Source organism: uncultured Desulfosarcina sp., from assembly GCF_963664155.2.
GTDB lineage: Bacteria > Desulfobacterota > Desulfobacteria > Desulfobacterales > Desulfosarcinaceae > Desulfosarcina.
Genome location: NZ_CAXXXH010000002.1, coordinates 181,589 through 203,401 on the forward strand (window position 1 = coordinate 181,589; position 21,813 = coordinate 203,401).

General features: G+C 53.3%; 22 protein-coding genes. 9 read left to right on the forward strand and 13 right to left on the reverse strand.

The features are described from left to right. Positions 1–12 precede the first annotated feature (12 nt). On the forward strand, positions 13–195 hold the full coding sequence (locus ACHZBS_RS25035) for a hypothetical protein (RefSeq protein ID WP_319409270.1): 183 nt from the start codon (positions 13–15) through the stop codon (positions 193–195). Here ACHZBS_RS25035 and ilvD read toward each other — a convergent pair. The 12 genes from ilvD to ACHZBS_RS25095 all read right to left on the reverse strand — a co-directional run bounded on the left by ilvD (position 190) and on the right by ACHZBS_RS25095 (position 13,066). Then, a complete protein-coding gene (gene ilvD / locus ACHZBS_RS25040) occupies positions 190–2,022 on the reverse strand; it encodes a dihydroxy-acid dehydratase (protein WP_319409271.1) in 1,833 nt (610 codons plus the stop codon). The two genes, ACHZBS_RS25035 and ilvD, sit on opposite strands and share 6 nt — an antisense overlap. Before the next feature lie 41 nt (positions 2,023–2,063). Further along, positions 2,064–2,633 (reverse strand): XRE family transcriptional regulator, encoded by a 570-nt coding sequence (locus ACHZBS_RS25045; protein ID WP_319409272.1) that lies wholly within the window; start codon positions 2,631–2,633, stop codon positions 2,064–2,066. 34 nt (positions 2,634–2,667) lie between these two features. After that, the gene (locus tag ACHZBS_RS25050; RefSeq protein WP_319409273.1) at positions 2,668–3,945 is read right to left on the reverse strand and encodes a TRAP transporter large permease; all 1,278 of its coding nucleotides are present in this window, start codon (positions 3,943–3,945) and stop codon (positions 2,668–2,670) included. Next, positions 3,942–4,433 carry a TRAP transporter small permease gene (locus ACHZBS_RS25055; protein WP_319409274.1) on the reverse strand — a complete coding sequence of 164 codons (492 nt, stop codon included), beginning with the start codon at positions 4,431–4,433 and terminating at the stop codon, positions 3,942–3,944. The genes ACHZBS_RS25050 and ACHZBS_RS25055 overlap by 4 nt, the downstream gene beginning before the upstream one ends. A 41-nt stretch (positions 4,434–4,474) precedes the next feature. Beyond that, a complete protein-coding gene (locus ACHZBS_RS25060; protein WP_319409275.1) occupies positions 4,475–5,485 on the reverse strand; it encodes a TRAP transporter substrate-binding protein in 1,011 nt (336 codons plus the stop codon). A 209-nt stretch (positions 5,486–5,694) separates the two neighbouring features. Next, entirely contained in the window at positions 5,695–6,510 is an 816-nt protein-coding gene (locus tag ACHZBS_RS25065) for a carbohydrate ABC transporter permease (RefSeq protein WP_319409276.1), read from the reverse strand. 16 nt (positions 6,511–6,526) lie between these two features. Then, a complete protein-coding gene (locus ACHZBS_RS25070; protein WP_319409277.1) occupies positions 6,527–7,405 on the reverse strand; it encodes a sugar ABC transporter permease in 879 nt (292 codons plus the stop codon). Between the two features lie 66 nt (positions 7,406–7,471). After that, positions 7,472–8,761 (reverse strand): ABC transporter substrate-binding protein, encoded by a 1,290-nt coding sequence (locus ACHZBS_RS25075; RefSeq protein WP_319409278.1) that lies wholly within the window; start codon positions 8,759–8,761, stop codon positions 7,472–7,474. A 60-nt stretch (positions 8,762–8,821) separates the two neighbouring features. Then, positions 8,822–9,889: an ABC transporter ATP-binding protein gene (locus tag ACHZBS_RS25080; RefSeq protein WP_319409279.1), complete on the reverse strand. Its 1,068-nt coding sequence runs from the start codon at positions 9,887–9,889 to the stop codon at positions 8,822–8,824. A 387-nt stretch (positions 9,890–10,276) separates the two neighbouring features. Next, on the reverse strand, positions 10,277–11,362 hold the full coding sequence (locus tag ACHZBS_RS25085; protein ID WP_319409280.1) for a response regulator: 1,086 nt from the start codon (positions 11,360–11,362) through the stop codon (positions 10,277–10,279). After that, the gene (locus ACHZBS_RS25090; protein ID WP_319409281.1) at positions 11,355–11,816 is read right to left on the reverse strand and encodes a response regulator; all 462 of its coding nucleotides are present in this window, start codon (positions 11,814–11,816) and stop codon (positions 11,355–11,357) included. Before ACHZBS_RS25090 ends, ACHZBS_RS25085 begins: the two co-directional genes overlap by 8 nt. After that, positions 11,813–13,066 (reverse strand): ATP-binding protein, encoded by a 1,254-nt coding sequence (locus ACHZBS_RS25095; RefSeq protein WP_319409282.1) that lies wholly within the window; start codon positions 13,064–13,066, stop codon positions 11,813–11,815. The genes ACHZBS_RS25090 and ACHZBS_RS25095 overlap by 4 nt, the downstream gene beginning before the upstream one ends. A gap of 184 nt (positions 13,067–13,250) precedes the next feature. On the opposite strand from ACHZBS_RS25095, the gene ACHZBS_RS25100 reads away from it, so the two are divergent. Then, entirely contained in the window at positions 13,251–13,478 is a 228-nt protein-coding gene (locus ACHZBS_RS25100; RefSeq protein WP_319409283.1) for a hypothetical protein, read from the forward strand. Next, a complete protein-coding gene (locus tag ACHZBS_RS25105; protein ID WP_319409284.1) occupies positions 13,409–14,152 on the forward strand; it encodes a hypothetical protein in 744 nt (247 codons plus the stop codon). Before ACHZBS_RS25100 ends, ACHZBS_RS25105 begins: the two co-directional genes overlap by 70 nt. 282 nt (positions 14,153–14,434) lie before the next feature. Here the strand turns inward: ACHZBS_RS25105 and ACHZBS_RS25110 are convergent, their stop codons facing one another. After that, positions 14,435–15,409, reverse strand: a complete 975-nt coding sequence (locus ACHZBS_RS25110; RefSeq protein WP_319409285.1) for a pyridoxal-phosphate dependent enzyme — start codon at positions 15,407–15,409, stop codon at positions 14,435–14,437. Between the two features lie 327 nt (positions 15,410–15,736). On the opposite strand from ACHZBS_RS25110, the gene ACHZBS_RS25115 reads away from it, so the two are divergent. From ACHZBS_RS25115 to ACHZBS_RS25140, 6 genes are all read left to right on the forward strand, one after another. Then, positions 15,737–16,297: a TetR/AcrR family transcriptional regulator gene (locus ACHZBS_RS25115; protein ID WP_319409286.1), complete on the forward strand. Its 561-nt coding sequence runs from the start codon at positions 15,737–15,739 to the stop codon at positions 16,295–16,297. 101 nt (positions 16,298–16,398) lie between these two features. Then, a complete protein-coding gene (dctP, locus tag ACHZBS_RS25120; RefSeq protein ID WP_319409287.1) occupies positions 16,399–17,436 on the forward strand; it encodes a TRAP transporter substrate-binding protein DctP in 1,038 nt (345 codons plus the stop codon). A 100-nt stretch (positions 17,437–17,536) separates the two neighbouring features. After that, positions 17,537–18,073 carry a TRAP transporter small permease subunit gene (locus ACHZBS_RS25125; RefSeq protein WP_319409288.1) on the forward strand — a complete coding sequence of 179 codons (537 nt, stop codon included), beginning with the start codon at positions 17,537–17,539 and terminating at the stop codon, positions 18,071–18,073. Continuing rightward, complete coding sequence (locus tag ACHZBS_RS25130; RefSeq protein WP_319409289.1) at positions 18,070–19,371, forward strand: TRAP transporter large permease; 1,302 nt, start codon at positions 18,070–18,072, stop codon at positions 19,369–19,371. The genes ACHZBS_RS25125 and ACHZBS_RS25130 overlap by 4 nt, the downstream gene beginning before the upstream one ends. 24 nt (positions 19,372–19,395) lie before the next feature. Further along, the gene (locus tag ACHZBS_RS25135; RefSeq protein ID WP_319409290.1) at positions 19,396–20,175 is read left to right on the forward strand and encodes an enoyl-CoA hydratase/isomerase family protein; all 780 of its coding nucleotides are present in this window, start codon (positions 19,396–19,398) and stop codon (positions 20,173–20,175) included. A gap of 22 nt (positions 20,176–20,197) precedes the next feature. After that, positions 20,198–21,811: an AMP-binding protein gene (locus ACHZBS_RS25140; RefSeq protein WP_319409291.1), complete on the forward strand. Its 1,614-nt coding sequence runs from the start codon at positions 20,198–20,200 to the stop codon at positions 21,809–21,811. Positions 21,812–21,813: the final 2 nt, after the last annotated feature.

The window sequence follows — 21,813 nt, forward strand, 5'->3', positions numbered from 1 at the left end:
AGAAAAATGTCCATGGGCAATCTCGATGCGCTGATGGCTGTAAACGGGCAGTCATCCGCTGAAGGCGGAAAAACGTTCAGACCCGGCTATAAAAACGATCCCGCTCTTTCAAAAACAGGCGCAAAGATATGGCGGCCAGCCAACTTTCCAGATTCATTACGAAAACGTCCCGAATCCGCAGCCAGGCCGTCATGAGGAGGGAATGATCCTCACGGCACCTGTATCCGCCGACCCCGCAAAATAGGCATAGGCTTTCAGGGCGGTTGAAACCGGGCGTTCTCTTTTCGGGATAAAGGCGTTCTTTCCCCGAGACGCTTCACGCTTGCGCCGCTGGCTGAGCGTTTCATCCGATATGCAGAGATGAATACGTCTCTCGGGGATGCTTATTTCGATTTCATCCCCGTTTTGAATCAGGGCGATGGCACCCCCGGAGGCGGCTTCAGGTGAAATGTGGCCCACAGAAAGGCCGGAGGTGCCGCCGGAAAACCGGCCGTCTGTGATGAGTGCGCATTGGACGTCCAGATGCATGGATTTGATATACGAGGTGGGATAGAGCATTTCCTGCATGCCTGGGCCACCCTTGGGCCCTTCATACCGGATCACCACCACGTCACCGGCTTGGATCTGGCCGCCCAGAATGCCGTTGCAGGCGGCATCCTGGGAATCATAAACCCTGGCCGTTCCCTTGAAATTGAAAATGGATGAATCCACGCCGGCCGTTTTGACGATACAGCCCTTTTCAGCAATATTACCATAAAGGACGGCCAATCCCCCGTCGGCATGATATGCATTTTCCACACGCCGGATGCATCCGGAAACCCGGTCCCGATCCAAGGTTTCGTAGGTGTTGTTCTGGGATCCCATAACCAGATTCCGATAACCGCCGGGCGCGGCAGCATAACGGGCCAGAGCCGTTTCTGTGACCGTGTCAGCCATGATGTCGAAATCGTTCAGGACCGCCTTAAGGGAAGGGCCATCAACCCTTTTGACCGTCTTGTCCAGCAGATCGGCGCGATCCAGTTCTCCTAAGATTCCCATGATGCCGCCGGCCCGGTTGACATCTTCCATGTGATAGGAAGAACTCGGGGACACTTTGACCAGACAAGGCACTTTCCGTGACAGGGCATCGATGTCCGCCATGCTGAAATCCACCTGGGCGGCATGGGCCACGGCCAGCAGATGCAATACCGTATTGGTTGAGCCTCCCATGGCGATGTCCAGGGTCATGGCATTGATAAATGCCGGACGGGTGGCAATCGAACGGGGTAAAACAGAGTCATCCCCGTCATCATAGTATTGACGGGTCATTTCCACGATGCGCCGGGCCGCTTCCGTGAAAAGCGCCGTTCGTTGTGCATGCGTCGCCACCACCGTGCCCTGTCCGGGAAGGGCCAGACCCAGGGCCTCGGTGAGACAATTCATGGAATTGGCCGTAAACATGCCGGAACAGCAGCCGCAGGTGGGACACGCAAACTGCTCCACCTCGGAAACGGCATCATCGGTCACGGCGGGGTCCCCGGCCATCACCATGGTGTCGATCAAATCATATTTCCGATCCACCCCGTTGCCCGCTTCCATGGGACCGCCGGAAACAAAAATCGTGGGGATGTTCAAGCGCATCGCCCCCATGAGCATGCCGGGAACGATCTTGTCACAATTCGGGATGCATACGAGCGCGTCCACTTTATGGGCATTGCACATATATTCCACGCTGTCTGCGATGACTTCCCGGGACGGCAGGGAGTAGAGCATGCCGTCATGGCCCATGGCAATGCCGTCATCAATGGCGATGGTATTGAATTCCGCCGCAAAGCATCCGCGTTTTTCGATCTCCTTTTTTACCTGCTGACCCGTTTCATGCAGATGCACATGGCCGGGTACCAGTTGGGTAAAAGAATTGGCAACGGCGATGATGGGTTTGCCGAATTGGGATTCTTTCATGCCGTTGGCGCGCCATAAACTTCTGGCACCGGCCATGCGTCTACCTTGTGTGGTTTGGTTGCTTCGCAGTGATATTGCCATGGGAGACTCTCCTTACCTGCTTTTAAATAGATTTCTTTTTGTTAGCCGATTTCACCGACCACGATGACGAGGCACTCACTTTCTTCTGTGCCGATATTTTGTCCCCGGTGAGGAACCGTTGCGTCAAAATGGATGGTATCTCCTGATTTTAAAATGATAATTTCTTTGCCGTACACGAATTCGACCTCTCCTTTCAAAACCATAAAGAACTCTTCTCCGGGATGGTCGAAAAGATGGGTCACCTTCTTTTTGGCAACCGGGTATTTTACAATAAAGGGATTGATCAGATGCGTTGACTTCAGTTGTGTCAACGAATAGTAGGCAAACCCGATTTTCGATCCTCTCCGGATGATTTGACGACGTTGGTCCTTCAATGTCACGGCATAGTTTCGGGTCTCTTCATCCAGGTCTTCGAAAAAAAGACCGATGGATACGTCCAATCCTTTGGCAATCTTGGAGAGGGTGGCGATAGGGGGAGAGACCTGGCAGTTTTCAATGCGAGACAACAGGCCTTTGGATAGATTAACCTTTTCCCCCAACGCTTCAAGGGTCAGGTTCTTGCTTTTCCGGACCTGTTTGATTTTGTCTGCGATCTGTTTTTCGATCATCATCGTATTTTTCCGATATCAAGCAATGAAAACGATTTCATTTCAGGAAAAGACCGGGGATGAAGGTCGTCACCAATGGGACAAAAGAGACCACCAGAAGATCCAGTATCATGACGAGAACAAAGGGCAGAACGGCTCGGCTCACTTTCTCCATGCTTATTTCGGCAATGGTACAGGAGACGATGAGGCAAATGCCCATGGGCGGGGTCAGCATGCCGATGGCCAGATTCAATACCATCAGTACGCCGAATTGTATCGGGTCGATGCCCAGATGCGGAATCAAAGGCACCAACAGGGGAACGAAAATGATCAGGGCGCTGGCGGTCTCGATGAAGGTTCCGATAATCAGCAGCAAAAGATTGATGATCAGCAGCAGCACCACCGGGTTGTCGGTCAAGGCGACGAAAAAGTGGGTGATCTCCTGGGGTATCTGTTCGAAAGCAAGCACCCAGCCGAAGACCGAGGCATTGGCAATGATGAACATCACCAGGGCGCTGGTCACGGCAGCCTTTTCGAAAATAGACGGAAAATCCTTGATCTTCAATTCCTTATAAATAAAAAACCCCACCAGGACGGCATAGTCGGTGGCGACCACGGCGCTTTCCGTCGCGGTAAAAATACCGCTCATGATGCCGCCGACGATGATGAAGGGCATACCCAGCGCCCATAACGCTTCCTTAAAGGTGTTGATTACCAAGACGGCAGAAAATCCGGCCGCAGGAAGGTATCCCCTTTTACGGGAAATGACGTAGGCCACCCCCATAATGGACAAACCCACCAACAGCCCCACACCGATGCCGCCGAGAAACAGGGCGCCGATGGATGTTGAGGACATGACCCCATAGATGACCATGGGAATGGAGGGGGGGATAATGACGCCGATGGAACCTGAAGCCGCCTGAACGGCAGATGCGAAACCCGGATCATATCCTCTTTTTTTCATTTCCGGAATCATGAGGGTTCCCACGGCAGCGGTATCGGCTGCGGCGGCACCGGAGATGCCCGCAAAGAACATGGAAGCCAGCACCGTGACGTGAGCCAGCCCTCCATGGATGAATCCGACCGACGCACTGGCAAAATTCACCAGCCGGCGGCTGATGCCGCCGTACTCCATGAAGGCCCCCGCCAGCATGAAAAAGGGGACCGCCAACAGCGGAAATGAATCATTGGAAGTAAACATCAATTGAACGATGACCGTCAAGGGCACATGGTAAAAGAAGAACATGGCCAGTGCCGCCGAAACCCCCATGGCAAATGCGATGGGCATGCGCAGAATAAAAAAGAAGAACAGCAGCGCAAAAAACAGGACAGTCATGACGGCTCCTTGGGTTGACCGGCGCCGGCCAGGAGGTGAACCAGCATATAAAAAATAATCAGGGCGGCCGAGACAGGCATCACGAAATAGGGGACATTCATGTGAAACGGCAAGGTGGCAGCGACCCGGACATGGACAAAGGGAAGCATTTTTATGCCGCCTGCCAGCACAGCGACCATATAGCAAATGACCATGCCGTCAACGATACGACCGACCCATAACTGGGTCCTGGCGGGCATCCGGTCAAAGACCACCGCGATACCGATATGACTCCCTCGGTAAGTGGCCATGGCGGCCCCTAAAAAAGAGACCCACACCAATAAAAACCGGGACAGCTCTTCGGACCAACTCAAGGCGCTGTTGAATCCATATCGCCACAAGACGCCGGCCGAGGTCGTGATGATCATTCCGATAAGCAGCGCCATCACAACCCCTGAAACCAGACGGTCCAACCCTTTTGCCACCGTCACCCAAGAAACCGATTTCATTTGACTTGACCCCGAAAAATCGAAAGGTGCATCCGTCGGTATTATTGCACTGCCTGAATTTCCTCTACGATTCCCTTCCATTCGGGATTTTTTTGGTAGGCTTCCGCATAAACCGATTTGATCATCTTCTGGAAAGGCGCCCGGTCCAGGTCGTTGATCTGCATTCCCTTGCTTTTGAGTCGGTCCAGCACCTCGGTAACACCGTCATTGTTGACCTTTCGTTCATAAGCGGACGCCTCGCGGGCAGCCTCCACTAAAATCTGTTGGACGTCCGGAGAAAAGCCTTTCATGAGCGCTTCGTTCATCATAATAACATTCCCGGCATAAGAATGGCCGGTCAGGGAATAATACTTCTGGACCTCATAGATTTTAAAGGCATCGATCACCCAGGGCGGGTTTTCCTGTGCATCAATGGTTCCCTGCTGCAATGCCGTGTAGACATCTCCCCACCCCATTGGAATAGGATTGGCGCCCAACGCCTTGAAGGTTTCAATATAGACCGGGCTCTGCATGACCCGAATCTTGATGCCTTTCAGATCCGATGGCGTGACAATGGGACGCAGGTTATTCGATACGTTCCTGAAGCCCCGCTCACCAAAGGCCAGCCCGGCGATGTTTACGTTGGCCAAGGACTGTAAAAAACGATCGCCGATGGGACCGTCCAGGACGTGATACGCATGTTCTTTGCTCTTGAAAAGAAAAGGCATATCCAAAATACCGAACATGGGGACAAAGGTTGAAATGGGGCCGCAGGTAATCGTGGCAAGGCCGATGGTGCCCATCTGGACCATGTTGATCAAGTCCGATTCTTTACCGCCGAGTTGTTTGTTCGGGTAAATCCGTATCTCAACGGCGCCGTCGGTCCTTTTTTCAACCAATTCCTTAAACTTTACCGATTGAATCTGGAAAATATCCGACTCTGCACAAACATGGGCCAGTTTGATGGTGGTTTTCGCTTGAGCAAAACCCGGCAGACTCACCATAACGATAAACAATAGAACACTCACGGATACTGCGATGCCTGAAAAATCGAACATTCTGAATCTCGCCATGATTTCTCCTTTTCCTTCACAGTTGCCAATCAGTAAACATCATTGCCGACCAATCCATAACTTACGGGCTTGCGCCCGTTCAAAACGAATTTTTATAACTACGAAGCCAGAAAAATGTCAATAAATAAGTTGCATATCACGAAACACAATCACCAACCACCGGCTATGCGGGTGGTCGGTGATTTATTCAGGGAGTACTGGCAGACGTATCATTTGATACCGGCACGCATGAAGCTTTCGACAAACTGGCGTTGGAACAGCAGAAAGCCGACCAGAAGGGGGGCGACTGACATCAGGGTGCCGGCGGAGACGATGGCGAAGTTGACGCCGTTTTCCGGCGAGCCGAAGATGGAAAGGCCCACGGTGATGGGCCGGGTGTTCAGGGAGTTGGTAATCACCAGGGGCCACAAAAAGTTGTTCCAGTGCCAGCTGACCGACACCAGGCCGTAGGCCAGGTAGACCGACTTGGACAGCGGCACGTAGACCTTCATCAGGATGGTCAGCGGACCGGCCCCCTCCACCCGGGCGGCCTCGGCCAGGGCGATGGGTACCTGCTTGAAGTTCTGGCGCAGCAAAAACACCCCGAACGCCGAGGCGATATAGGGCAGAGAAATGGCCGGGATGGTGTCCACCAGATTCAACGCCGTCATGGTCTGGTAGTTGACCACCAGGAGTTGGTCGGGCATGACCATGAGCTGCACCAGGATCAGGGAGAAAGCGATGTCACGGCCCTTCCACTCGTAGCAGGCAAAGGAATAGGCGGCCAGGGTGCACAGCACGAATTGCAGCACCGTGGTCATGGTTGTGTAGATGATGGTGTTGAGAAAATAGCGCGCAAAGGGCGCCGTGTGCCAGGCCTCGGTAAAGTTGGCCAGGGTCAGCGGAGCGGTCAGGTCGAAGCGTACGGCGAAATGCGGGGGGTGAAAGGCGGCCCAGAAGGCGTAGAGCAGGGGTGCGGCCCAGATCAGGCCCAGCAGCCAGGCGGCAGCGGTTTCCAAGCGGCGTCCGAAAGAGGAAGAGTCCATAGGTTATGATCCGCGCCTACTGGTAGTGGGTCCGGCGTTCCAGCACCTTGAACTGGACCAGCGCCAGCGTCATTAGAATGGCCATGATCACCACCGTGAGTACCGCTGCATAGGATGTGTCCCAGAATTCGAAGGCGGTCTGGAACAGGTAGTAGAGCAGCAGTTCGGTGGCGTTATTCGGCCCGCCCTTGGTTAGAATAAAGATATGGTCGATGATGCGAAAGGTGTTGATCAGGGCGTTGAAGACCACGAATACCGTCGTGGGCATCAGGAGCGGGAAGGTCACGCGCCGGAAAAAGTAAAAACGCCCCGCCCCCTCGATGCGGCCGGCCTCGATGACATCCTTGGGCAGGCCCTGAAGAGCCGCCAGATAGAAGATCATGAAAAAGCCGGCATCCTTCCACACGGCGATGACCATCAGGCAGATAAGGGCCGTATTCGGGTCGCCCAGCCAGTTGTGCCCCGAATACCCTAATGCTTTCAAAATGTTGTCAAACAGACCGATTCCCGGCGTGTAGAAGAAAAGCCAGATGTTGGCGATGGCGATCATGGGCAGGATTGTGGGGGTAAAGTAGGCTACTCTGACAAAGGCCCGGCCGAGCATCTGACGGTTGACCCAGACGGCCATGACCATGGCCAGGGATATGGTCACCGGGATCGTGCCAAAGGCGTAGATCAGGTTGTTCTTCAACGCCTGCCAGAAAATCGGGTCATCTACAAGGTAGCGGTAGTTTTCCAGGCCGACGAATGTGGCGGCCTGGTTGCCGCGCGGCGTGTTAAAAAGGCTCAGAAAGCACGAACGCACGATAGGATAGTGCGTAAAGAGGATGAAGAAGAGTGCCGCTGGCGTAAACAGCAGCCACCCATACACCTGCCGGGCGATTTTAGGGTTCATGGCGATCGTCGGGCCGGCGGGGCCACGGGTAACGGTAGCCCCGTGGCCTCGTCCGGCGGCAAAAGATTATCGATAGCGTCCAAGGATGCGATCGGCGCCCTTCTGGGCCTGGTCCAGTGCATCCTTCGGGGTGGCATCGCCGGAAAGCACTGACTGAATGGCGTCATCCAGGAATTTTTTCACCCGGGCGGTCTCGTGGGTGGAAAATTCGGCCACCGCATATTGGAACTGGTCGCGGGCCACCGTGGCGGCTGGAAAGTCGGACACGTATTTTTTGAGCAGCTCGGTTTCATAGGCTGCCGGGCTGGTGGCGACATAGCCGGTCCCGATGGACCACTTGGCGGTGTTGATCGGTGCGGTCATGAACCTGACGAATTTCAGCACGGCGGCCTGCTCTTCGGGGGTGGTGTTCTTGAAAATGTAGAAATTGCCGCCACCCGTGGGGCTGCCGGGGCGTTTTTTAGCCGGCAGCATGGCCACGCCAAAGTCGAACGTCGCGTTGTCGCGTACCGGTGTGAGGTTGCCGGTGGTGTGCCACATCATGGCGGTGCTGCCTCCCAGGAACTGTTGGCGCAGAGTGCCCCAGTCGGTGCTGCCCTTGGCCATGATTTCGTGCTTGTAGGCCATGTCGTGCCAGAACTGCAGCCCGGCGACCACGTCCGGATGATTGAAGTAGACCTCGTTGCCAGCCTTGTTCATCAGTTCCATGCCGTTTTCAATGGCCAGGCACTGGAACATCCAATAGGGATAACCGGTGGATGGGATGCTCAGGCCCCAGCGGGTGACCTGGCCGTTGGCGTCGCGTTTAACAAGCTTTTTACCCATGGATACCAGCTCATCCCAGGTGGCCGGCGGTTTGTCCGGATCGAGGCCCGCCTCACGGAAGGCGTCCTTGTTGTAGTACATCACAATAGTCGAGCGCTGAAAGGGAATGCCATACGTCTTGCCTCCGGACATGCTGTTGGCCATCAGCGCCGGATAGAAGCTTTTGATCCAGGCGCGTTCTTCGTCGGTCTTGACCACATCCTCCCAGGGCATGATCACGTCGGCGTCGAGCAGATCGAAGATGTCGATGGAAAAAAGCACTGACATCTGGACCTTTTCACCGGCCTTGATGGCCGCCATGCATTTGGTGCGCGTGTCATCGTAATTACCGTAATAGACCGCCTTGACCTTGATGTCTGGGTTTTGCGCTTCGAATTCGGATATCAACCCGTTGATCAGTTCATACGGTTTGCCCCCCACGGCAATGGGGTAGTACATGGTCATGTCGATCTGGCCGGCCACGGCCACGCCAAAGGTCAGCATCACTATTGCTGCGGCTGTCATTGCCATACCACATTTGAATTTGTTCACGGCCCACCTCCTTATGCGTAAGTCATCCGTTGGTGCCAAAAAACCTGCCGGCAGGGCAGGTCAGAATACCGGGTTGGCAGCCGGCGCGTCGGCCAGCCGTGTTTCAGTCCGGGCATCGAACAGACACAGGGATTTCGGATCCCAATTCAAAAAGACCCTTGCACCGGCGGCCATTTCGCTCAGGCCGCGCGTCCGTACGATGAGTTCATGGCCGTTGATTTCACACGAGATAAAGGTGTCCGATCCAAGATACTCCTTGCCGGTGACCACAGCCGGGTGGCCTTTGTCTGAAAGGCGTGCATTTTCCGGGCGAATGCCCATCTTGAAACGGCTGCCGTCCAGTTCCGGGTAGAGCACCGGTCCCTCCGGTACCAGGGCGGCGCCGTGGGCCGTGGAGCACATGGGCAGGATGTTCATCGGCGGCGTGCCGATAAAGCGGGCGACGAAAATGTTGACCGGCCTTTCGTAAAAGCTTTCGGGGATATCGTCCTGGACGATCCGGCCTTCGCACATGAGTACGATGCGGTCGGCCATGGTCATGGCTTCCACCTGGTCATGGGTAACGTAAACCATGCTGATGCCCAGACGACGCTGCAGGCGGCAAATCTCCCGCCGCATTGAATTGCGCAGCTTTGCGTCTAGGTTCGACAACGGTTCGTCCATCAGGGTGACCGGTTTTTCGGCAATAATGGCCCGGCCCAAGGCCACGCGCTGCTGCATGCCGCCGGACAGTTCGCCGGGCTTGGCGTCGAGGCGGTTGGCCAGCCCCAGCAGATCGATGACCTTAGCCAGCCGTTTGTCGATTTCCGCGGAGGGGACTTTGCGCACCTTGAGTCCGAAGATAATGTTCTCCCTCACCGACAGGTGGGGAAACAGGGCGTAGGACTGAAATACCATGGAGATGTTGCGCTGATCGGGCGGCAGGTGCGTGACCTCGGCCCCGGCGATACGGATTGAACCGGACATCACCGGCTCCAGACCGGCTATCATGCGCAACAGCGTCGTTTTGCCGCACCCCGAAGGGCCCAGGATTACCAGCAGTTGTCCTTCAGCCACATCGAAAGTGGCATCCTTAACCGCCTGAACCTTTCCGTAGCGCTTGCAAACGTTTTGAACTTCTATCTGCATCGTTCCCACCCAGTCCAAACTTGCTGCTGCATACCCGATTTCTCTTGCGACGATGCCGCCAGTTGCAGACAGGAACTTCAACCGCCACCATGTAAAATACTCAAGGTAGTAAAAATTAACATGAGGTTATTCGGATTGCAACTGAGAATAGGTCAATAAAATTTGCCTGCGGCAGTCATACATAAGTGATACCATCCTTTATGCCGACCTTCCTGATTGCCAAATTATTTCCTTACGGGCAACCACTCTTCGAGAAATCAAGAAATTCGGAATGCAAACGGCATCAACGCAGCGTTTCCTTCCGAAAAAGGTGTACAGGCGGATTTTTGAGTCTTTAAACGATGTTTTGAGGTCGAAAAGGGCGGTTTATGGAATATTGAATGTCCCCTAACTACCGGAGTGTGTCCCTTTTGGTGGTCCCGGTTTAACAAAATCGCCATAAAGTTTTTGAGCACATTGCGGACAAATGCCGTGGGTGAACTGGGCGTCCGAATGGTCGCGGATATAGGTTTCGATTTGATTCCAATACCCCTTATCGTCGCGGATTTTTTTGCAGGACGCGCAGATGGGGATCAGGCCGCTCAGGATTTTGACATCCGCCAGCGCCTTTTTCAGTTCCTTGAGCAGTTTTTCCTGTTCCGCTTCCGCGCGTTTCCGTTCCGTGATGTCCTTGGCAATGCCCTGGGTACCGATAAAGGTCCTGACGTTCGTTGGCTTGTTGCTATAGAGTCGATAGATTCCCTGGGCGCGGACCAGGAATATGCGTTCGAGTTCGGATGAGATGGGGCCGTTGCCGCCTGTCAGGAAGCGAATTTCCAGATCGTCGGCGTCACGATTGACCCGTCTTTTATCATTGATGCGCTGCGCGGCCTTGGCCCGGTCATCCGGATGAACCAGTTCCAGTATGTTCCGGGATAACAAATCGCCGGGCCAGTATCCGTAAGGGATGACGGCATCGCTGATGAAAGTGATGCGGCCTTGAGCATCCAGCCGGTAAATGATATCCGGAACGCTCTTTAGGATGGAGTCGAGCCGTTCCTCCGACTCCTTCAGGGCTGCTTCTGCCTGTCGTTTCTCTTCCAACAGCTGCTGCTGTTGAAGCACCCGCCGGACGACGGTGGGCAGCAATTCAAGAAAGCCCCCGCTGACATCCTTGACGATATAGTCCCTGGCACCGAGTTTCATGGCTTCAACGGCAAGGCGTTCGTCGCCGTGTCCGGTGATCATGACCACCGGTGCCGTCGATTGCCGTGCGGCCAGCTTCCGCAGAACATCGAGACCTTCAAGGACGGGCATGGACTGATCCACCATCAGCAATGCATAAGCGCCGGCGTCATACATGTCCAATCCTTTTTGGCCGTCATGAGCGATGTTCACGGCATAGCCGGCACGATTCAGGGTCTTTTGAATCAGGCGGGCGGCACCGGGATCGTCCTCCATACACAGAATGCGGATCGCTTCGGATTTATTCATGGCTGTACGACCCTTCCCTGGGAATGACCACCACCGAAAGAAACAACCCAAGCTTGCGGATCGCTTCGCTGAATTCATTGTAATCAACGGGTTTGGTGATATATACATTGCACCCCAGGTCGTAGCATCGGCTGATCTCCCGCGGATCGTCGGTGGTGGTGAGAATGATGACCGGGATCCGTCTCGTGGACTCCTCTGCCTTCATGCGGCGAAGGACCTGATACCCGTCCATCACCGGCAGGTTGAGATCCAGCAGCACCAGCAGATTTTCTGGTATCGGGTTCCCGGAATAGGTGCCCTCGCCAAAAAGATAGTCCATCGCCTGACTGCCATCTTCAAACTTGACGATGGGATTGTGGATGTTGGCGCGGCGCAGGTTTTTTTCGACCAGGCGCGCATGCCCCGGGTCGTCCTCCACCAGCAGGATGGTAACGCTTTTTGTGATACTGTTCATTGCTGGACCTCGTCGGTTGAAAGAGGAATGGGGATGGTAAAGGAGAACGTGCTTCCTTCATCGAGTTTGGAACGACATTGGATGTGGCCGCCATGGCGGTTGACCAGGGCCTGGGTGTAGGCCAGGCCCATGCCTTCGCCTGGAATATCCGTCCTGCCGACCCGTCGAAAGGGCATGAAAACCTTGTCCATATCTTCCGGGGCGATACCTCGGCCGTTGTCCCTGACGTGAAAAGTAACCTGATCCAGTCCATTTTCGCTGGTGATTTCGATTCTGCCTTCACGGCCGGGAACCGAGTACAAGACGGCATTGTTGAGCAGATTGCCCAGGATTTGCTGCATGGCTATCCGGTCGGCTTCGATGACGGGCAGCGGGCCGATGTCGATTTTAATCTTTTTCTCGGCAAGCTGATGCGCCAGGGTGTTCAGGGTTTCCTTCACTTTCTTTCTCATGTCGATGGATTCCGGTTTGAGTTCGGTGCGGCCCAGCCGCGAAAGGTGCAGAAGGGCGTTGATCAGACTGTCCATGCGGTTGGTGGAGGAGCCAATAAAGTCGAGCGCTTCGGTTATGTCCAGGCGGGCATTGGAGACAGCGGCCTGCAACGGGCCGTCCAGATTGGGGATATGGGCCTGCAAAACGGGCTGGATGACTTCCAACGCGCTGTGCAGTTCAGCGGAAAAGCCTTTCAGGTTGATCAGCGGGGCGCGCAGATCATGGGAAACGATATAGGCGAAATTTTTGATCTCCTCGTTGCGCTGTTCCAACCTTTTGGCATTCAACGCCAGGCGCTCCTCGGTCCGCCTGTGCTGCTCGATTTCCAGTTCCAGTTCGCGGTTGGCATTCGCCAGCTGCGCGGTTCGCTTCACCACCCGAATTTCCATTTGATCATGCGCACTTTTCAACTGGCGTTGGGTTGCGGCGATCCGTTGGCTCAGTTCCGCCACGACGATGGCGATGACCATCAGCATTAAGAACCGAATATAATCATTAGCGGTGGTTGCCTGGGGGCGCAGAAGCTGATGGCTGGTCAGGAGAAAGGCAACCAGAAAAACGGCAACCCAGAGTCCTTTTCTTTGCCACCAGATGCATGCGAGGATGATAGGCATGTAGTAAAAGTGGGATATGATCGTGCCGATGCCAAGAACCGCATGGAAATAGTAGGTCAGGACACAGGCAACGAGAGTGCAAAAAGCGATCAGTACCAGTTTGAAGGTGTCGGTGGAATATTTCTGGAAAGGAAATTGAAACATGGGGATCGCTTTGGAAACCCGCTGCTGGTGAAAGATGTTTTTGAATACTAAATTGAGAGATATTAGGCAACCTGTGGCCAGCAGATTTGTGAAAAATAGGCACTTTTGCCTATAAAAGAATAAGAGAAGAACGCCCCTAACATATAAATTTTAAAAGTTTTAACCGATTTGCTATGTCATTTCCATGCCCAGACAATCGCGCATAGATGCTCCCGGAGCCCTGCACCATATTATTGTGCGTGGCATCGAACGCCGGAAGATATTCCTGGATGGTCAGGATCGGCACAATTTTCTCGATCGGCTGGGTGCCACGGTTGAAGGCATCGAAACCATCTGTTACACATGGGCCCTGATTCCCAACCATTTTCATCTGTTGCTGCGCGGACCGGCATCGTCCCCATCGCCACCTTGATGCGGCGGCTTCTGACCGGCCATGCCGTCAGCTTCAACCGCCGTCACAAGCGTCATGGCCATCTTTTCCAGAATCGGTACAAATCGATTCTGTGCCAGGAAGACCCCTATAGGCTCGAACTGGTGCGTTACATCCGCTTGAATCCGCTGAGAGCCAAACGGGTTGCGGATATAGGGGCGCTGGAAAAATACCCGTTTTGCGGGCATAGAGTATTTATGGGCAAACAAGCCCGGCAGTGGCAGGATATCGCAACGGTGCTGGCCTGTTTCGGTAAAACGGTTGGATCGGCACGGAGAAGTTTTCGCTCCTTTGTCAGCAAAGGCGTTGACGAGGGCCGGCGCTGGAATCCGATCGGTGGGGGATTGATTCGCAGTGCGGGCGGATGTGCTGATGTCAACGCGCTGAAAAAGGCAAACGTCCACGTTAAAAGCGATGAGCGCATTTTAGGCGATGGGGCTTTCGTGGAAACGATCCTGGCCGAAAGCCGGGAACACTATGAACGTCAATACGCCCTGAAAGCTAAGGGAATTGATTGGGCGATGTGGCTACCCGCGTGGCCACGTTGCGTGGCATGGACGTCGAGCAGATTTGGCAGCCCGGGAAATCCAGATCCCAGGTGGAGACGCGGTGCCTGCTGTGTTTTTGGGCATTCCGGGAGTTCGGAAAATGCCTGACGGCCATCTCCCGGAGACTTGGCGTTTCAACGCCGGCGGTGAGCAAAGCGGTTGCCCGCGGGGCTGGAATCGCTGAGCGAAATGGGTATAATCTATTACGAAGTTAATAAGTAAAGGGCGTGCCTGATAATTCCCTACCGTTTTTTTGAACCCCTGGGGGACCTTTTCATCGCCGGCCCCACCCGGACCAACGTGATGGATTTTCCGGTATTGCTGATTGAAAAATGATGTTTTCATAGGATGATCCGCAGGAACGCCTCGTAAGAGTCGCTCTGTACCGAGCTAATAGAACAAACCGGCATTTCCGCCAGTATGGATGAACAAGACGCTACCGCCCTCAAGCGTCCCATGGGTTGCAAAATGGAGTAATGCAGCGGCAGCTTTTCCGGTGTACACCTGGTCCAGAAGAATGCCCTCCATGGCCGCAAACCGTTTTACCGCCGTCCTGCCTTCTTCGGAGGGGGTTGCATACCCCGGGCCGACGAATTTATCATCGACTACAATTTTTGTCTCGTCGAATTGAATGCCGAGCATACGAGCAGTGGATCGGGCAAGTTCCCGGACCCGTTCAGACTGGGCATCGGCTTTCAAAGATGCCCCCACACCTATAATGCAGGTATCGTAGGTGCTGATACATTGCCCCAATACCAGTCCCGCCTGTGTACCTGCCGAGCTGGTGGAATGGATGATGTGAGAAAAATGAACGCCTGAACGATATGAAAAGTCGAGGATTTCATGAAACGCGCGGACATATCCCAGCGCTCCAATGGCATCGCTTCCTCCCGGATGCAGTTCATACACGGATTTTCCTTGTTTTTTCAGCGAGTCCACCAGATGGCTGCAGGCATCTGCCAATACGCTTTCCCCTTGAGGCTCGTAATGAAGTGTGGTGCCGCATTGGTTGAAAAAGGCCTGGCTTGCAGGATTCTGTTCGGATTCGGTGCCGGCTATAACGACATGGAGAGCAAGTCCGCAGGCACTTGCTGCTGCGGCAGCATTTCTGCTGAAACTGGTGGCTTTCATCGTGACGAGGGTGTCTGCTTTGTGAACAAGCGCATCTCCAATGAGATAGTCGAGTTTCCGGGTCTTGTTTCCTCCCAGTGCAAATCCTGTCAGATCGTCCCTCAAAATAAAAATGTTGAGTCCCAGATGGGATGAAAGCCGGGGGAGCTTATGGATTATCACAGGTGTCTGGAGGAGATCCGCCCGGGGGTATTTATCCAGCAGGTTGGTTGTTGAATCGTTGTATTTATGCATTCATATCCTTTCGGCGCTTACAGCGCCAGTATGTCATGAATGGTTATCCCTTCATGCGCCGGCTTAATCCCACTTGCCAAAATATGTGGTTCTTTGCAAGCAAGGATTCCCTTGGCAGGGCCTGCTTCAAGGGCGAACCTACAATTATCACCGGATCCGTCTGTTATCCTGAGGAATAAACGCGGTTCGGTAAATCTTACCCATTCAATAATTAAAAATAATTCTTGACACCCGATCATACATCTGCCTATCAATGTGTACTACCGACCGACCGGTAGGGTAATGTAATTTAACGAACCTAAATATTTAAAAAAAATAATAAAAAATATGAAAGAAAAAATAAAAAAGTCCGCGATTAAGCTGTTCTATAAAAAAGGCTATTTTGCCACCAGCATGAGCACCATCGCCAGGGCCACGGGAATTCGAAAGTCCAGCATTTATCATCACTACTCCACGAAGGAGGATATCCTGCTGGATATTTTCAGAACGTCCATGAATGATCTTCAGGATGCGCTGCGAAACCGTCTGGACGCGGCGACGGGAGCACGGGAAAGAATGCAGGCAGCCATATACTGCCATATCATTTTTCACATTGAACGACAGAAGGAGGCGATTATCGCCGATAGTGAACTGAGAGGATTGACAGCTAGAAATTACAAGGAAATCATTCAGATGCGTGATGATTATGAAAAGAGGATCCAGCGGGTGCTTGAAGAAGGGGTCGCCGAAGGTATTTTCGTCGACCTGGATATAAAAGTTATTTCGTACGCCATTCTATCGATGTGCACAGCGGTCTGTACCTGGTTCAACAAGTCAGGGCGCCTTTCCAAAGAAGAGGTCGCCGACATTTTTTCCGTTTTTATTCTGAAGGGATTAGCCAGGTCCTGAAAATTAGCCATTCCAGGAGAGAAAACCCTGAGAGGAGGTGAAGGCGAGAGGAATATGGATTGACATTCATAACCAACCACAAGACGCATAAGGAGAGAAAAATGGCAAAACTGTTGGGGTATAAAAAAACGATCGCTTTTGTATCCATTGTGGGGTGTATGTTCGTTTTGACCTTTATGGCAGGCGAGGCCCAGTGTAAATCCTACAAATGGAAAATCAGCCAGGGCATTGCCGAAGACCATCCTGCTTCTGCCCGGTGTAAGCAGTTTGCCCAACTTGTTGGTGAGAAATCGGGAGGAAAGATCAACCTGTCCTACTTCCCATCCGGAGCTCTGGGCGACTGGATGGAGCAAATCGAAGCCAATCGAATGGGTACCCTGGAGATCGGACTCAACGCCGGTTCCACCTCCTATGATCCACGAACCAACCTGATGTTCATGCCTTATCTCTTCTCCACCTGGGACGAAGCACGCGCCGCGATCGGTTCCAAAGGGTGGCTCACCCCCATTTTTGATGATCTCTATTCCCAGATCGGCCTCAAAGTGTTGGGCATCTATTTGAATGCCTGGGACGGGATGGCCTACACCAAACGCGTTGACAAGGTTGCCAAGGTGCCCGAAGACTATTCCGGTATAAAAATGCGGGTGCCGCCAATCCGGATTTTTGAAGTCTATATCCCAACGCTGGGTTTCATTTCAACGCCTATCGCTTACTCCGAGACATTTACCGCGCTTCAGACCGGCATCGTCGATGCCCGCTCCGCATGCCCGGCGGTCGAGGCGTATGTCATGCGCGATGCGCTTTCCTACTGGGTGGCGACCCGGGACTGCTTCGAGTATTGGTTTTTGACGATGAACAAAAAACTCTGGGACTCTCTATCCGATGAAGACAAGGCGATACTCAGCAGTGCGGCAGACAAGGTCATGAGCGACCAGGCGCTTGCCGCTGAAAAAGATGAAAATGAGTTCAAGCAGAAACTGGTTGATGCGGGTGTCAAGGTATATGAGGTGAATGATCAGGAATGGCAAGCGGGTGCAAAAATGGTTCGCGCCAAGGCGTGGCCGGTCATTCAGGAAGAACTTTTAGGGTCCGTGCTGATGGAAAAAGTCAAGGCCCATGCTACCAAAATTCCCGAATAATGGAAATCCGCGAGAATAAGGTGAAATCTGCAGTCAGGGTTTAAATCCAGAGGGTCGGGGAATACCGGCCCTCGCTTTCGGATAAAGATTGGAACCCATCATGTCATTGAAGACGATCAATCGGGTTTTTACAGTCACCGACCATTTTATCGATAAGGGTGCTTCTGCACTGATCATCATTGGCGGCGTATTGGTTGCACTGACGGTCGTTTTGCAAGTTGTCCTGCGTTATATCTTTAAGGTCCCGCTTTTCGGCTTGGAGGAATTCTCACGACTGATCGCCGTGTGGGTATACTTTCTGGGTGCGATTTTTGGAACGAAGTGGGACTCCCATGTACAGGGCGACGTGGCCGGACGGCTATTCAGAACGGGTCGTTCAAGGGCGGTAATTAAGGCCCTCGCCTGGATAATAAGCCTTTTGGTCTGTTTTCTGTTTCTTTATCACTCCGCCACCTACAGCATATGGCTCTATGGAACCGGAGAAAGGACAACCGGTTTGTGGTGGCCGAGAATATACAGCGTCGGCAGCATGCTCTTCGGCGCTTTCTTTATGACCATCTATAGCATTGCCAATGTGATCAAATATTCCGGCGCAGCCATCAGCGGACAAAAGTCCACTCCGGGAGGTACACCATGACAGTTGTCGTCGCCGTAATGGCTCTGGTCGTCGTGATCATGCTGTTGGGAGTTCCGGTGGGCTTTTCATTCGGTCTGGGGGGATTTATCATTCTGGCGATCACCGGGCTTGACCCGCGGTTCGCCATCCCGGCGGCTTTTCGCAACCTGGAATCCTATACGCTGCTTGCCCTTCCGCTTTTCATCATGGCAGGAGGGCTGATGCGGGATGCCGATATATCCAGGCGCCTTATTGCCTTTACCATGTCTTTTCTGGGGAGGATCAAGGGGGGGTTGGGAATGGTGTGCGTGGTGTCGTGTACCATCTTCGGCGCCATCTCGGGATCGGCTTCAGCCGCTATCGCCGCCATCGGATCGGTGATGATACCGGAAATGGTGGAGCAGGGATACTCACGTGGCTACGCTACCGGGCTGGTTGCCGCCTCTTCCATGCTGGCCCTGCTCATTCCGCCGAGCATTCCCATGATTGTTTTTGCCATGACGGCTCAGATATCCATTCTCGCCGCCTTCTTAAGCACATTGATACCGGGTGTTTTAATGATGACGGCCTATTGCATCATCAACCTGATTATGAGCCGGCACATGAAATCATTGAAGGTCGCCCCGAAAAAAGCCTTTCCTGAAGTGGTAGGGGAGATCGGGCGCTCCACCCGACATGCCAGTTTCGCCCTCTTCATGCCGGTGCTTGTCCTGGGGGGGATTTACGGCGGTGTCTTTACTCCTACCGAAGCGGCCGGAATGTCGGCGGTTTATGCGGTGTTTGTGGGCTTTTTCATATACAAGAAGATGACCCTTGCCGGGATGACCAACAATATCAAAAACTCCATGGTGACATCCGGTGTGGTGATGATCCTGCTGTTTTTCATCCTGATGGTGAGCAGGATCATGGTGACCTATCAGGTCCCGCAGCAGCTTACTCAATTCATTTTCAGTTTTACGACCAACAAGTGGCTGGTTCTGCTGATGCTTAACGTCATCCTCCTCTTGATGGGCATGCTGGTGGACGATGTGTCCGGAAACATTCTGTCCGCCGCCATTTTACTTCCCATTGCAACATCGGTAGGAATCGATCCGATTCATTTTGCAGCCATATCCGTGACCAACCTGTCCCTGGGGAACATCACGCCTCCCTGTGCGCCCATGCTGTATCTGGCAGGTTTGATAGGCGGAAATCTGCCGTTGAATGAATATGTGAAACCGGCCTCCTATTTTATGATCTTCGGAGCGGTGCCCGTCATCCTGGCAGTCACCTATGTTCCTGAATTTGCATTGGTTCTGGTAAATATTTTCTTAAGATAAGAGAAAATGGAAAGGAATCGTTCCTTGGAAGAAAATGCCGTCATTTATGAAAAAAGAGAAAAAGTGGGGGTCATCACATTTAATCGACCCCACCGCCTCAATGCGATCAATGAAGCCCTCTTGAAAGGATTTATCCACCAGCTGCTGACCGCTCAGAAAGATCCCGGGGTTCAATCGGTGATAGTGACCGGTGCCGGCCGGGCATTTTGCGCGGGTGAAGATCTGAAGGAAACGTCGTCGGGTAAGAGCTTCAAACAGTGGACGATAGAAGTGGACGCGTTGCAGGATGTTCAGCGGGTTATCCTCGGACTGGGGAAGCCTTTGATCGCTGCCATTAATGGGTATGCCGTCGGTGGGGGCCTGGAGTTTGCGCTGAGTTGCGACATACGGATCGCCGCCGAAGGTGCCACGTTTGGTTTTCCCGAAACAAGCGTCGGACTTACGGTCACTACGGCCGGAACCAAACTGATCACCCAAATCGTGGGTCTTGGGAAAGCCAAGGAATTGATTCTCACCGGCCGATTCGTGGACGCCAAGGAGGCGCTTGATATCGGGTTGGTGAACCAGGTGGTGACTGCCGAAGCGCTCCTCGATCAGGCGATGGATATGTGCCGGTCCATAAATAAACGTTCGTCGTTGGCGGTAAAATTGTCACGCATTGCCATTGACCAGGGCATGCACGCCAGTTTCGAACAGATACTGGAACTTGAAGCCTCTCATCTGCTGACCTGCATCAATTCAAATGAACAGCAGGCGCTGGTGGAAAAAAAATTGAAAACCATGCAAGCGGGAAAAGTTGAATAAAGATCCCGGCGAGGTGATATCGATGCTCAAAGGCCAAACATACGAAGAGGTCTGCCAGAATTTCAGGTGGAATCTACCTGAAACCTACAATATCGGTGTGGACGTTTGCGATAAATGGGCCAACGGCAGCAAACGATTGGCCCTGATATACGTCGGCCCGGATGATAAAGAGCAACGGTTTTCTTTTCAGGACCTCAAGGCCCTGTCAAACAAGCTGGCGAACGCCTTGAGGACCAATGGGACCGAAGCAGGTGACCGTGTGGGGATTTTGCTCCCCCAATGTCCGGAAACGCTGATTTCTCATATCGCCGTGTACAAGCTGGGCTGTATCGCCTTGCCCTTGTTGACGCTGTTTGGACCCATGGCCATCGAGTACCGGCTTCAGGACAGCGCCGCCAGGGTGGTGATTACGAACAGCGAGAATCTATCAAAAATAATGGAGATTCGAGATCGGCTGCCCGATCTGAAGCTGATTATGGTTGTAGGCGATGACACGGGCGACGGCACAATGAACTTCTGGAAAGGCCTGTCGCATGGTAAGGACGATTTCGATCCGGTGGTTACCCGGCCCGATGATCCGGCCTTGATCATATACACCTCAGGCACCACTGGACAACCAAAAGGGACGCTGCATGCCCATCGGCTGCTTCTTGGGATCATGCCGGGGTTTGAATTTTACCACAACCTTTTTCCCCAACCTGGAGACCTGATGTATACGCCGCTGGATTGGGCGTATATCGGCGGATCCTACGATGCCCTGTTCCCCACCTTGCACCACGGTGTACCTGTGCTGGCCTTCAGGCCTCCCAAGTTCGATCCTGAAAAAGCCTTCGCCATGATGGAAAAATATGCGGTACGCAATCTCATGGTCGTACCCACGGTCCTGAGAATCATGATGAACAGTGTCAAGAATGTCAAGGATCGATACCAGGTCGGCCTGCGATCGATCACCGCCGGTGGTGAAACCCTGGGAGAAGAGCTATACCAGTGGAGCAGGGAAGAGTTGGGCGTGGAACTCAACGAGCAATATGGCCAGACCGAGTGCGATCTGGTGATCGGGTTTTGTTGCCGGGTGATGCCGATTGTTCATGGAGCAATCGGAAAAGCGGTTCCCGGCCATCATGTGGAAATCCTCAATCCTGCGGGTGAGATCTCCGCCACCAATGAAGTGGGAGAAATCTGTGTAAAACGACCAGACCCGGTTATGTTTCTTAATTATTGGAACAATCCGGAAGGCACGGCAGAAAAATTTTCAGGCCAGTGGATGAAAACCGGAGACCTCGGCCGCAAAGATGAGAACGGTTACTTCTGGTTTACCGGCAGAGCCGACGATCTCATTGAAAGCGGTGGCTATAGAATCGGTCCGGGAGAGATCGAGGAGTGTCTAATGAAACATGAGGCCGTGGCCCTGGTCTGTGTGTTGGGCGTGCCGGACCCGGTTAGAGGACAGATCGTTAAGGCCTTCATTGTTCCCAAGGCGGGATTCACTCCTGACGAGGCGCTGGAGGAAAGCATCCGCAACCATGTTAAGGGAAAGCTCGAGGCACATGCCTATCCCCGGGCCATACAATTTCTCGAAGAGATGCCCATGACCAAGACCGGAAAAATCCTCAAAAACAAACTCAAAGCGATGTAGTG